Genomic DNA, 14251 nt, shown 5'->3' on the forward strand with positions numbered 1-14251 from the left:
TTATATTAGAGGGTTATTTAATGATTCCAAAACCTTTTTTGCTACAGCCGGTCCGACGACTTTAGCCACTTCTTCCTCGTTGGCTTTTTTTATTCTTGTCACACTTTTAAAAACTTTCAGTAAAGCATTCTTTCGTTTCTCACCGATTCCTTCAATCTTGTCCAAAACCGATGCAATCTGTCGTTTGCTACGTTTCTCACGATGGAATGTTATAGCAAATCGATGCACTTCATCTTGTATATTTACCAGCAAATGAAATAGCGGTGTATCTTGTTTTATCCCAATAATCTGTGGAGGGAAACCATAAAGCAACTCATTGGTACGGTGATGGTTATCCTTTGCTAAACCGGCAATTAGGATATTCAGATGTAATTGATTTTCTATCACTTCGCGTACCACTTCCATTTGACCTTTTCCTCCATCGGTAATGATTAAATCGGGGAGCGGTTGTTGCTCTTCCATCAGTCGATGGTATCGTCTGAACACGACTTCTTTCATGGATGCGTAGTCATCGGGACCAACCACCGTTTTTATATTATATTTTCTGTAATCTTTTTTACTTGGTTTGCCCATCTTAAAGACAACGCATGCAGCTACGGGGTCACTTCCCTGAATATTCGAATTATCGAAACATTCTATATGAGCAGGCATCTTATCCATGTGAAGCTGCTCCTTAATTTCTGTAAGAATACGGACTTTCTTTTGCTCGGGATTCAATTTGTCGGCCTGTTTCAAGCGATCGAGTTTGTATTGTTTCACATTCATGATGGACAAATCGAGCAGATGCTTCTTTTCACCGCGTTGAGGAATGGTAAAGTTCATGCCATCCATCTCCATATCCAGTTCGAACGGTACAATAATTTCCTTTGATGTGCTTTTATAACGTTCGCGCATTTCAACGATGCCCAGCTGGAGCAATTCCTCTTTTGTTTCGTTCATACGAATCTTATACTCGAAAGTGAAAGCTTGATTGATACTTCCTTTGACAATATGCAGGTAATTGATGTATGCCGATTTCTCGCTCATCTCAATAGAAAAGACATCGACATTATGGATATCAGAATTGACCACTTCACTTTTCGATCTGTAATTCTCAAGCAAATCATACCGATCTTTCATGAACTGAGCATCTTCGAATTTCAGTTCTTCCGATAAGCGAAACATCTCATCTTTCAAGATATTACTCACCACTTGTGTATTACCTTTCAGAATTTCCTTTATTTCCTCGATATTCTTTATGTAATCTTCGTGTGATTGTTTTCCCGTACATGGAGCTTTACAGTTTCCTATGTGATACTCTAAACATTCCTTGAATTTTCCTTTTTCAATATTCTCAGGTGTCAGAGCAAGATTACAAGTCCGCAAAGGGTAGAGCTTTTTTATCAGATTCATCGCCGTATACATATATTGCGGTTGGCTGTATGGACCAAAATACGTACAGTTTTTATTGGTTCGTTTTCTTGTTTTTATGATACGGGGGAAATATTCGTTTGTCACACATAGTGAGGGATATGTTTTGTCGTCTTTCAATAATACGTTATACCGTGGCTTGTATTTTTTAATAAGATTGTTTTCTAATAAGAGCGCGTCTTCTTCTGTATTGACAACGATGTAACGGATATCTTGAATTTTGCTGACCAGCATACGAGTCTTTGCACTTTGCTGGTATTTATTGAAATAAGAAGAAACTCTACGTTTTAAGTTCTTTGCTTTACCTACGTAGATAATGGAGCCTTCTTGGTTCCTGTATTGATAAATTCCAGGTCCTTCGGGGAGGCTATGTACGATTCCCTTTAGGTATTCCATTCTTTTTTGTTCTTCTTGTTCTTTCATTCTTATCAATTGTGCTCGTGGACAGAAAGAAGAGTGTGGATATCTATATCTTTCGGGAAGATCTCACGTCCTTTCAGATCTTCTATTTCGATAATGAAATTGACGTATATCTTTTTCACACCGAACTGTTTTACCAAGCGCTCGCATGCAGCCATTGTTCCACCTGTGGCGAGCAGATCGTCGTGTAAGAGCACAATGTCATCTTTCGAGAGCGCATCCTTATGAATCTGAATGGTATCTTTGCCGTATTCTTTGTCGTACGTCTCTTCCATAACTTCTGCAGGAAGTTTCCCGGGTTTTCTTGCCATAATTAATCCGGCGTTTAATTTTTCAGCAATGGCTCCTCCAAGAACAAATCCTCTTGATTCGATACCGACTACTTTTGTGATACCTTTATCCTTATAGTAATCATAGAGGTCATCAACCATATATTTTAAACATTTCGCGTTTTTAAACAAGGTAGTAACATCATAAAATAAAATACCTTTAATAGGAAAATCAGGTATTGTCCTAACGTTTTCCAATAACTCCTTTTTATTCATATCCAGTCTTTTATATTTGATTCTTAAATAAATTGTTTCACGTGAAACTTTTTTGCTTTATCTTCCCAATAGAACGAGCAATACATTAATGTCGCTCGGTGATATGCCCGGGATTCTACTGGCTTGAGCAAGTGTCACCGGATTTATCTTTTTTAATTTCTGACGTGCCTCAATTGTCAGCTCTTTCAATTGATCATAATCGAATTTACCTTTTATCTTTATGGATTCCAAGCGCTGAATCTTGTTGGCGATGATTTTCTCCCGCTCGATATATCCACTATACTTTATCCGGACTTCAGTGGCTTCCATGATTTCTTCTTTTCGATCGGTCTGTTTGTCCAAACGATCTTTTAAAGCAGGAATATATTCTGCGATATCCTTCAAAGATATTTGAGGACGGTTAATTAGATCTATCAGCTTGCAACCACGAGAGAGTGGAGTTGTTCCTAATTTTTCGAGCGCAGGATTAATCTTATCAGCCTTGATGGGATAAGATCCAATGAAATCAATCATTGACGTGATAGCGTCTCTTTTGCTAATCATGCGGTCGTACCGGTCTTTTTTTGCCAAACCGATATTAAATGATTTCTCTGTCAAACGCATGTCCGCGTCGTCTTGACGAAGTAGAATCCTGTATTCGGCTCTTGAGGTGAACATACGGTAAGGTTCGTCTACACCTTTAGTAACCAAGTCATCTATCAGTACACCGATATATGCTTCGTCGCGTCCCAGAATAAAAGGTTTGCCGCCATTACAGTTAATTGCAGCATTAATTCCGGCAATAATGCCTTGACCTGCCGCTTCTTCATAGCCTGTTGTTCCATTTACCTGACCGGCGAGGAATAAGTTCTTCACAACTTTTGATTCTAAAGTATGTTGCAACAGAGTTGGATCGAAATAATCGTATTCAATGGCATACCCTGAGCGGTAAATCTCCAAATCCCTGAACGCAGGAATCTTTTTTAACGCCGTTAGTTGAATGTCAATAGGAAGTGACGATGAGAATCCGTTAAGGTACATTTCATTTGTCGTTTCACCCTCCGGTTCAAGAAACAGTTGATGTTGTTCTTTATTGGGGAAAGTGAAAAGCTTTGTCTCAATACTTGGGCAATAACGTGGCCCAATACTCTTTATCTGTCCATTATATAATGGAGAGTCTGAGAGTCCGCTTCTTAGAATGTTATGTACTTTAGGGTTTGTAAAACACGTCCAACAATTTAATTGTTTAAGTTTGCGAGATTCTCCCATAAAAGAAAAATGATGAAAGTCATCTTCTCCTTTTTGAGGCTCCATATCTTCGAAGTGGACACTTCGGCTATCTATCCGAACAGGGGTGCCTGTTTTCATTCTTCCTGAAGTGATACCGTTTGCTGTGATGGATTCAGTAAGGTGATAGGAAGCCGGTTCGGCAGTTCTTCCACCGGGAACCATTTTTCTTCCTATATGCATCAGACCATTCAGAAAGGTGCCGGTGGTAATCACCACGCTTTTCGCTTTAAAGGTGACGCCCCATATAGTGGTCAGGCCTATTACTTCACCTTTTTCTATAAGGAGTTCTTCTGCTGTATCTTGCCAGATATGAAGGTTGGGGATGTTTTCTAAAACTTCACGCCATGTCCAAATGAATTTCTCTCGATCGCATTGAGCTCTCGGACTCCACATAGCTGGACCTTTCGAACGGTTCAACATACGGAACTGAATGGCACATCGGTCAGTTACTATTCCCATGTATCCGCCTAATGCGTCTACCTCACGAACAATCTGACCTTTCGCTATACCTCCCACTGCCGGATTACAGCTCATTTGCGCTATCTTGTTCATATCCATAGTGATAAGACAGGTATTAGCGCCTAAGTTAGCGGCGGCGGCGGCAGCTTCACAGCCCGCGTGACCTGCGCCAACAACTATAACATCATATTTGAACTCCATGAATGTCCTTTCCTTTAGCTTTGCAAAATTACGAAAAGTTTGTCAATGTGTAAAACCTTTTACTTGAATTGGTTAAGCATTCCGTGCTTTCATCTCATCGAGTAAGGCGAGTGCTTTGTTTTCATTTGCTTCCATAATCTCTCTTTCGCCCGGGCCTTTGTCATTGATTCCGCAGAGATGAAGAATGCCGTGAATAATGACACGGTGAAGTTCTCTGTTGTAAGATTGTTTAAACAAAAAAGAGTTACTGTTTACAGTATCCAAACTGATGAATATATCACCTGAAAGCTTTGCCCCTTTGCAGTAGTCGAATGTAATGATATCGGTATAATAATCGTGTTTTAGATATTCACGGTTCACTTCCAATATCTTTTTGTCGGAACAGAAGAAGTATGCTATGTCTCCCACCTTTTTTTGATGGGTAGCCGCCACTTGTTTAATCCATTCGGTTACTTCTGCCTGATTAATGTCCGGCATTTGAATATCTTCACTCTGATAACTGATCATAATTTAATGTGAGTTCGATGGAATATTAAGTATTTATTAATTTGATGATTAGCGAAATTTATTGTTGCCTTTAAAATCTTAAATATTAAAGTGTTACAAGCTATAATCGCTATGCGCATCCAAGACAAAGTTACAGAATTTATCTTTATGGCAGATGAATTTTGCAAAGTATTTGATGCTATGTTTAAAATATACGCTAAGGCATCGTCGGTAGGAACCACTTCAAACAATTATTCGTTGATGCTATATCACCGTTTAATTCAAAGATTTAATTTGTTTTAATGCGCATGCTTCCTCATTCGTCAGGCAGATTAAGCTTACCATCAAGAGAGTATGAAAAGTGATTCGTATGAATCGTTCAACTCATACGTATGATTCTTTTGTTTCACAAGTGTGAAACGAATAAATCTTCTGATGAATTCGGCAACTTATATAGTTCACTTTTCAAGTTCTTCTACATCGGAATAGTAGGTCTCTTTTTTAATGTAATAGAACTATTTTTAATTTTCTATTAAAATGAGATGAAAGCAAATGAAATTTCGTAACTTGCGCCAATAAATTATAATACCATGGAGAGAACTTTTTATTCGAAAGTAGGATTTATCTTTATATTTATTATGGTTGTTATTGCGGCCTCGCTTATTTATGAGCTTTGGGAGAAGGATATAATCGCAACAATTCTTTTGACTATTGTCATGCTGCTGATTATTAGTATGCTGATAAAAACGAAGTATGTTATCACTTCCGATAATCTGCTGCGCATTGTGCAGGCTAAGCCTTTCAAGCCGGTGAATATTCCTATCTCTGACATTATTGAAGTGAAGAAAACGCATAATCCGCTTTCTGCTCCGGCTCTCTCGTTAGACCGTTTGGAGATAAAGTTCTTGGATAGGGGGAGGAAAAACATGGTACTTATTTCCCCGAAAAGGCAGGATGAGTTTCTTGCTGCGCTGAAAAAGAAAAATGAATCAATTAAAATAATCAGTTAATCGTTTTGCTATGTCTAAATATCAATTAGCTATTGTTGGTGGTGGCCCTGCGGGATATACGGCCGCTGAATGTGCAGGGAAAGCCGGATTGAGTGTTGTCCTTTTTGAGAAGAGAAATGTAGGTGGAGTATGTTTGAACGAGGGATGTATCCCTACGAAAACCCTGCTTTATTCAGCTAAAATATACGATTATACCAAACATGGACGTTCGTATGGTGTAACCATTCCGGAATCTTCTTACGACTTGAAGCAGATTATCATGCGGAAAACGAAGGTGGTGCGTAAGTTAGTGCTGGGCATTAAAGCTCGTTTGAAAGAAGCTAATGTAACCATTGTGGAAGGTGAGGCTAATATTATAAATAAGAATGCCGTTCAATGTGGTGATGAAACGTATGAGTGTGAGAATTTGTTGCTTTGTGCAGGTAGCGATACGTTTGTCCCACCTATTCCCGGAGTGGAGGACGTTTCATATTGGACTCATAAAGAAGCTCTTGATAATAAGGAAGTTCCTGCCTCGTTAGTTATTATCGGTGGAGGAGTTATTGGTATGGAGTTCGCTTCATTCTTTTCTTCATTGGGTGTGCAAGTAACTATTGTTGAGATGCTTGATAAGATTATCGGTCCGATGGATCGAGAACTCTCTGTGATGTTGCAAAATGAGTATGCAAAACGGGGTGTTAAGTTTCTGCTTCAGGCAAAAGTTGTAGGTATTTCACAGGATGATACGGGATTTACTGTATCTTATGAGGATGCCAACGGCTCTGCTACGGTGACTGCTGAAAAACTTTTAATGAGTGTCGGACGTCGTCCGGTAACTCAAGGTTTTGGTCTTGAGAAACTGAACTTGGAATTGAATGGACGAGTGATTAAAGTGAACGAACATTTGGAATCTTCTGTAAAGGGAGTCTACGTTTGCGGTGACTTGAATGGTGTTTCCTTGTTGGCACATACAGCTGTAAGGGAAGCGGAAGTGGCAGTTCATCATATTTTAGGGATAGATGACGTAATGAGCTATCGTGCCATTCCGAGTGTGGTTTATACTAATCCGGAAATTGCCGGTGTTGGTTTGACTGAAGAAGAAGCTCAGAAGAAGGGTATAAGTTATAAAGTAATAAAGTTGTCTATGGCTTTTTCAGGACGGTTTGTTGCAGAGAATGAGGGCGTTAATGGGGTATGTAAAGTTTTGGTCGCCGATGATGATACGGTGCTTGGGGTGCATATTTTGGGTAATCCGGCTTCAGAACTCATTATTTTGGCAGTTATGGCTGTGGAAGATCATTGGAAGATTGAAGACTGGAAGCGTTATGTATTCCCGCATCCTACGGTAAGTGAGATATTTCGTGAGTTGTAAATGAGAAAAATTGTCACTTTTTTATTGGTTCTTATTACGAATGTTGTAAACGCCCAGTCTCTTCAACAGAGACTGGACGCTTTAGTGAATTCGGAGACTTTGCGGACTTCAGAGATTGGTGTGACCGTCTTTGACCTTACTGCAGGTAAATCACTTTATAGATATCAGGATGAGAAGCTTTACCGTCCGGCATCAACTGAGAAGATCATAACTTCTGTGACGGCTTTAGCACGACTTGGGGAGAATTACACCTTCGATACTAAACTTTGTTATACAGGTGAAATAAATCAAGATACCCTCCACGGGAATCTCTACGTCATTGGACATTTTGATCCGCTGTTTTCGGATGAGGATTTGAATCGTCTGGCCGACGCGGTAATAGCGAATGGCATTCATTTCATTACTGATACACTGGCTGCCGACGTATCAATGATGGACTCTGTGTATTGGGGACCGGGCTGGTCGTGGGATGATACGCCTTCGTCCGATCAACCCTATCTTTCACCTTTAATGTTGAATCAGGGATGTGTGAGTGTGACTGTTTCTCCACAGGAAAAAGGGACTCAGGCGGCTGTCGACTGCATGCCTTTTTCCGATTATTATCAGGTAGACAATCGAGCGATTAGTCATGATTCTGCTGCCGGGCAGCTGAAGATCACACGTAATTGGCTTAGCAATGGAAATATTATTTCGGTTACTGGAAATGTGACACGTCGTACAACAGTTGATCTAAGCATACAGTCCTCGGAAAAATTCTTTCTACATACATTAGTGAATCGCTTAAACAACAGAGGAGTGCAGAGCAGGTGTGTCATTTTTACCACTTGTCCGGACAGTTTGGATAAGAATGGAAGAACGTTGTTCACCTTAAGCCGTCCATTGCGTGAAGTGCTTGAACCCATGCTGAAGAAAAGTAATAATCTGTGTGCGGAATCTGTGTTTTATCAAGTGGCTGCCAATATGTTTTCGCATAAGTATTTGACGGCTAAAGATGGTGCTGATGCAATAAAGACATTTCTTTCCGGAGCGATAGGAAAGAATCCGGACGATTATAACATTGTTGATGGTAGCGGACTTTCATTATATAATTATATATCGCCTGAGTTATTGTTGGCATACCTGAAATATGCTTATAGTCGCCAAGAGATATTTAACGTGTTTTATGATAGCTTGCCTATTGCCGGTGTGGATGGTACACTGAAGAACCGGATGAAGAAGACAAAGGCTCGGAATAATGTTCATGCCAAGACCGGTACGGTAAAAGGAGTGAGTTCCTTAGCTGGTTATGTGAAAGCAAGTAACGGGCATCTGTTGGCTTTTGCTATTATTAATCAGAATATAATGAAGCAGAAAGAAGCGCGTGATATTCAGGATAAGATATGTATTGCGTTAGCCGGGAATTAAGATTTATAGTGATATAAGCCTCTAATCCCGTGAAAGAATCTGTGTTTTGATTCATTGTAATGTTGTAGCACGGGCAAGAAATTCCATCCAGTCCTCGCTAAGTTGCTCGATGCTTTTTACATCTTTATGAATGACAGTTTCTTCATCGCCGTTTATCTTTTTTTCGGTAAAAGTGCAAGAGTCATCATTGGTAAAGGTCTGTGTGACTGTAGATGTTAATGTGAAAGAGTTTCCGATGAATTCGTACTTTTCGAAGTTTTGTTCCATTTGCGTTGCCGATGGATTCGAGAAAATGCAGCGACTCATCTGCGAAATTTGCGGATTACAGATATCTTTGAATGAGGAAATATATTCAAACTGCTGCTTTGATTTATTCCATGCGTAGCAGTCATAGTATGTCGTGAACTGGCTACCGTATCCTCCTAAATTGATCAGCAGATCGCGATTGCCGTCGAAAGTAACATCTTCTAAGGTTACGTTGCCAATGGTCTCGGTGACGGTTGGTTCTGTGTCAAGTGTACTTGTAACGGTTTGTAATGGTTTCCCATTGCGGAAAATATTAACCTTTACTATGTTGTTTTCCGTAACGTTTGTCTCCCAGGTGATACGTATCTCTTCTTTCCCTTTCCACCATTCCCTGCATTCCTCTGCTTCTGATTTGGCACCTTCATCTATATAACTTTTCCATCCACGAGCTATATATGGGTCGTCTACAATGAACTCACTCACTCCGATATCTAACTTTTTGCTGTCCGGTATGCGACAGATTCCCCAATTAGCTTTTTGAATGCTTTGTCCGATGGTATATTTTCCTTCAAACTGGTTATTGCTGTACCCATCGGTAGTATAAAGCAAGTCGTCGAAATACGGCTTTCCTTTTAGCAGATAGAACAAGGATGAGATGTTTCCTTTGAAGAGTCCTCCGGCCGACTCGAAAGTATAGGTACCGAGCAGATCATATTCCGTTTGTCCGGTCATCTCTTTACTGTCTATCAGTTCACGTACCTTGTTTATGGTAATGTTTCCGGTGAATTCTTTTACCACTTCTTTTTGTCTCCACATACCTTTTACATCGTATACGGTAGGAGAATTAAGACTCTTTGTCACTTGTACAAAATGAATGTACAAACGTTGGAAGTTATCTCCCATATAGCCGATGTATTCGTAATCTTTCGGATTAAAGATGTTTGAGAAATCATACTTTGTGAACTCGTTGATGTTATGATCAATGTATAATTGTGCCATATTATCATCATCTTCTTCCTGAGCTTGTACGAAGTAAAAAGGAGAGAAGATAAGAAGCAATAATAATTTCTTCATGATTTAATCGAATATTTTAAATTCATATCCTTGTTCTATAAGCCAGTCAATTGACTTAGGCAAGGCATATTTCATATTCTTTTCTGATTTTAATGAGTCGTGGAATGTGATGATGGATCCGTTTCTGCAATACTTTTTTACTTTTTCAAAAACTTCCGGTCCGGTGAGCCGCTTACTATAGTCGCGTGTCACCAAATCCCACATTACCATTTGATATTTATCTCGGAGTATCATATATTCCCCCCATCGCATAAAACCGTGTGGTGGGCGGAAAAGGTTTGAGTGGATAAGCTCATTGGCTTTTTCCACATTCTTCAGATAATTCTTGCTGAGGTAATGAATGCCTTGTATATGATTGTAAGTGTGATTGCCCACTCGATGTCCGCGTTTCAGTATTAACTTGAACTCTTCGGGATGTTTTCTTACATTATCTCCAACAAGAAAGAAAGTTGCCTTGATTTGATATTGGTCTAACAAATCCAATACCCAAGGTGTAATGTCCGGAATTGGTCCGTCGTCGAAAGTTAAATAAACGGCTTTGACATGTTTATCCATTCGCCAAAAGGCTCGCGGATAAATCCACCGCATTAATAAAGGAGGTTGTTCTATAAACATGTCAAAGTCGTTTATCGCTATTACTCTACTTGTTCGGAATCTTGTGCCTCGATTTGTTCACTTTCTGATTCATTCTGCTCTTGGCTTTGTGTCTTATCATTGCCTATACGTTTGTTGAATGTCTCATACAAAACTTCGAAGATCTTCGCATAATGAATGGCAGTTTTGGTATAAATGCTCTCTTTATTATTTCCGGAATCCAAAGCCATCTTTGTGAAACTCTTATTCAGCTCATCCAGCATATAAATGTAACGGACGCAGTTCTCATAAGAACCTCTGAAGCGAGTTTCGTCGAGACTTTCGTACCAAGAGATATATTCTACAGCATTATTGGCCAACTCATTAAGTATCGGCATTGCTTTTTCGGGCTGTCCTAAGGCAATGTAATCCTCAGCCATTTCTTTTGAATTACTGTAGATGTAATCGTGAGGAACATTCTTTGCCGGAATCTTCTTTTGACAGTAATCCAAGACCTCAAGCGCTTTATCTTTCTTTCCTTCTTTGATAAGTTGTGAAGCCAGCAAGACAAACATACGGCGATGTGTGTCACACATTCTTAGCGTTGTCTCTTCTAAATAGATATTCGGATTGTCAATACCTCCGAACTTGAATTTGTGCATAAGGTTGTCGTACATTTTATCCGTATCTATACTGACCTTTGTTTCTTTATTGTTGAAAGGCGTGATACGATATGCCAGACCTTCCATTATGAAGTTATTATCCAGATTCAGATGATTTTCACTTCCTACGGTGATAGCCATATAAATAGGACGAGTCCAATTGGCGTTTGCCAGCATCTCGAGCATCATCAGCTCACTCTTGTAAAGCATACGTTTACCTTTCAGTGATATGGTCATGTAATCGGGAATCTGTCCGTGTAAAGAGTCGGGAATTATCATGCCGGACTTTTTGATAGCTTCCTTGTCCAGCTTTAAGACGATGCTGTCTGTAGGAATCATTCTAAGATCTTCATTCTTTGGGTTGCGGACCCAATGAACAAGGATATTCTTCAGCTCGTATGGATTATCGCCAAATTCTGCTACGGACATAATACTGTCTTGCTTATAGAATTGATCGATAGTTTTTTTCATTTCCGGTCTAACGGGGACAGCTTCATTACGTCCTGACACATATTCCAAACGACTCCAATTGATAGGAACAGCAGGAGAATCGTATGCAGGACGTTTCATTTGGTCTATGTACCAATCGGTTTGCAAGTAACTCAAGTTACATACGCGGACATCGGTACGTTTACCTTCCGTTTCCTGATTGTACCACAAAGGGAAAGTATCGTTGTCTCCATTGGTGTATAAGATTGGGTTTCCGGTTTCAGAAGTACTGTTCAAATAATTCTGCCCAAAGTCACGACACGTGTATCGGTTACTTCTGTCATGGTCGTCCCATGTTTGAGAAACCATTTGAAGGGGAACTAAAATACAAAGGACGGAGGCGATAGTTGCGGAGACACGACTGTCAACTTTCACTTTCTTTTGCAGCCAGCTACCGATGGCAGCAACAGACATGCCGATCCAGATAGTAAAAGCGTAAAATGAGCCGGCATAAGCATAGTCTCGTTCACGAACCTGCAAAGGTGTTTGGTTTAGATAGAGGATGATGGCCAATCCTGTCATAAAGAAAAGGAAGAAAACTACCCAGAACTGGCGAATTCCAATCGGCTCGTCAATAATATTCCCGTTTTTATCTTCTTTCCGATGGATACGGTAAGCTTGCCAGAATAATCCAATGAGACCAAGAATCAGAGGTAAGCCATAGAATACGTTGCGTCCTTTATTGTTTTTCAGCTCAGAAGGCAACAAATCCTGATTACCAACAAGGAAGTTGTCTATAAAATTAATACCGGTAATCCAATTGCCGTGTTCTATTTCACCTTGCCCCTGAATATCGTTTTGACGACCAACGAAGTTCCATAAAAAGTAACGCCAGTACATAAAGTTCACTTGATAAGAGAAGAAGAACTTCAGGTTATCCCATTGGGTCGGGACTTTAATCATGGTAATCTCACCGGCTTGGTCGTATGGAACTTGTTTCCCTGTTACGCCACCCAACCAGTCTTCGTATGCTTGTGCGTATTTCTCTTCCCAAATACGAGGAAATATCATGTTTTGAGCATACTTATATTCTGATTTATGACGAATAATTTCGTAACGATCTTTTTCTGTATCAGAGGCTTTTTCTTTACGTTGATAAACAGGAGCTCCTTCTACAAAATCATATTGATAACCGTCTTCTACCTCTTTGATAGCGGGCTTGGACGCGTATGTCTTACCATAGAACAAAGGCCATGTTCCATATTGCTCGCGTCCCATGTATTCACCTAATGTGAATATGTCTTCCGGGGAATTCTGATCCATAGGCGGATTCGCTGTGGAACGGATGACGATAAGCGCATAAGAAGAATAGCCGACCATGATCATCATCATGCAGAGCAAAGAGGTGTTCAGCAGACGGGCTGATGGTTTCCAGCCTTTAATCTTTCCGGAAAGAATAGCGTGGAGAATGACGAGCACGACAATACCGATAAGTATGGCAGTAACCCCATAGCTGTAGAATGGGATGCCCAACATGGTAATTGCCAGTAGGAATGCGATCTTCACTCGTTTTGCATCCGAACCTTTATATGTTTCGTAAACGCCCCAAATAAGAGCGGCTGTCAGCAAAATGATATAGATAGTCAATCCTGTATTAAATGGCAATCCTAAGCCATTGACGAAGAAGAGTTCAAATTGTCCGCCTACTTTGGTGACTCCCGGAACGATACCATAAAGTACTACTGCAACAATGAGCGCAGAGGTTGCTAAGGCTAAAAGACTACCTTTCAGATTGGCATCCGGATACTTCTTGTAATACCAAACCAGTACGATGGCCGGAATGCAAAGTAGGTTCAATAAATGGACTCCGATAGACAGACCTGTGAGGTATGCTATTAAAACCAGATAGCGGTCGGAGTGAGGCTGATCGGCTACACTTTCCCATTTCAGTATAAGCCAGAAAACTGCTGCTGTGAACAAGCTGGAGTAAGCATAAACTTCTCCTTCCACGGCACTGAACCAGAATGTATCACTCCAAGTATATGCTAAAGCACCCACTACACCTGAACCAAGAATCATAATCATTTGGGCAGTAGTCATTTCATGCTCTTTCTCGCATACCAAACGACGTGTCAGATGGGTAATTGTCCAGAATAAGAACAGAATACAACCTGCGCTCATCAGGGCACTCATCGTGTTTACCATGCGGGCTACTTGTGAAGGATCGCCGGCAAACTGTGAGAATAGGTTGGATGTTAACATAAAGATAGGCGCGCCGGGCGGATGACCCACTTCCAGTTTAAAGCCTGTAGTAATAAATTCGGGGCAATCCCAGAAACTGGCAGTAGGTTCAATAGTCATGCAGTAGGTAAAAGCTGCGATGGCAAATACAACCCAGCCAATTAGATTATTTAAGAATTTGTAATTTCTCATGAAATTAATAAGTTCATTGATAATAACTCGCAAAGATAGCAAGTTTTATTGGATATTGGGTGGGAATTGTTGTTATTTAGTGTTATCTGCATTCTTTTTTCTTTTCTAAAGAGTATTTTTTTGTAAGTAAAAGGGAGACTCTTTAACGTAGGTGACTTATACTGATATAAGTAGACACATTTAATAACCATAAAAATGTGTATAACTTATGCGTAAAAAGTACAAACATTACAGTGAGGAAGAAAAATTAAAGCTTCTTCGCGAGTATGAGGAGTCTGG

The 14251-nt window shown here is 40.1% G+C and carries 9 protein-coding genes and 1 pseudogene; 3 read left to right on the plus strand and 7 right to left on the minus strand.

What is annotated here, in order from left to right; genetic code table 11:
- The 4 genes from uvrC to ybeY form a co-directional block, all read right to left on the minus strand.
- Positions 1-1833 carry an excinuclease ABC subunit UvrC gene (gene uvrC, locus LO761_RS07640; RefSeq protein WP_272817692.1) on the minus strand — a complete coding sequence of 611 codons (1833 nt, stop codon included), beginning with the start codon at positions 1831-1833 and terminating at the stop codon, positions 1-3.
- Between the two features lie 5 nt (positions 1834-1838).
- Positions 1839-2375: an adenine phosphoribosyltransferase gene (locus tag LO761_RS07645; RefSeq protein WP_272817693.1), complete on the minus strand. Its 537-nt coding sequence runs from the start codon at positions 2373-2375 to the stop codon at positions 1839-1841.
- A 57-nt stretch (positions 2376-2432) separates the two neighbouring features.
- Positions 2433-4304: a tRNA uridine-5-carboxymethylaminomethyl(34) synthesis enzyme MnmG gene (mnmG, locus tag LO761_RS07650; protein ID WP_272817694.1), complete on the minus strand. Its 1872-nt coding sequence runs from the start codon at positions 4302-4304 to the stop codon at positions 2433-2435.
- 72 nt (positions 4305-4376) lie between these two features.
- Entirely contained in the window at positions 4377-4811 is a 435-nt protein-coding gene (gene ybeY, locus LO761_RS07655) for an rRNA maturation RNase YbeY (protein ID WP_272817695.1), read from the minus strand.
- 569 nt (positions 4812-5380) lie between these two features.
- Here ybeY and LO761_RS07660 point away from each other — a divergent pair.
- Genes LO761_RS07660 through dacB form a run of 3 tightly spaced genes read left to right on the plus strand, consistent with a single transcriptional unit; the run spans position 5381 to position 8555 of the window.
- Positions 5381-5800 (plus strand): PH domain-containing protein, encoded by a 420-nt coding sequence (locus LO761_RS07660; protein ID WP_272817696.1) that lies wholly within the window; start codon positions 5381-5383, stop codon positions 5798-5800.
- A 10-nt stretch (positions 5801-5810) separates the two neighbouring features.
- Positions 5811-7151 (plus strand): dihydrolipoyl dehydrogenase, encoded by a 1341-nt coding sequence (lpdA, locus tag LO761_RS07665; protein ID WP_272817697.1) that lies wholly within the window; start codon positions 5811-5813, stop codon positions 7149-7151.
- Positions 7152-8555 carry a D-alanyl-D-alanine carboxypeptidase/D-alanyl-D-alanine endopeptidase gene (gene dacB / locus LO761_RS07670; protein WP_272817698.1) on the plus strand — a complete coding sequence of 468 codons (1404 nt, stop codon included), beginning with the start codon at positions 7152-7154 and terminating at the stop codon, positions 8553-8555.
- A 51-nt stretch (positions 8556-8606) separates the two neighbouring features.
- Here dacB and LO761_RS07675 read toward each other — a convergent pair whose 3' ends face one another.
- From LO761_RS07675 to LO761_RS07685, 3 genes and pseudogenes are all read right to left on the minus strand, one after another.
- Positions 8607-9875, minus strand: coding sequence for an XAC2610-related protein (locus LO761_RS07675; protein ID WP_272817699.1), 1269 nt, complete (start codon positions 9873-9875; stop codon positions 8607-8609).
- Positions 9876-9878: 3 nt separating this feature from the next.
- Positions 9879-10490, minus strand: coding sequence for a polysaccharide deacetylase family protein (locus tag LO761_RS07680; protein WP_272817700.1), 612 nt, complete (start codon positions 10488-10490; stop codon positions 9879-9881).
- Positions 10491-10591: 101 nt separating this feature from the next.
- Positions 10592-13972, minus strand: a pseudogene (locus tag LO761_RS07685) (glycosyltransferase family 117 protein); the annotation flags it as partial.
- Between the last annotated feature and the right edge of the window lie 279 nt (positions 13973-14251).

The sequence above is a fragment of the Phocaeicola oris genome (assembly GCF_021295095.1).
GTDB lineage: Bacteria > Bacteroidota > Bacteroidia > Bacteroidales > Bacteroidaceae > Phocaeicola > Phocaeicola oris.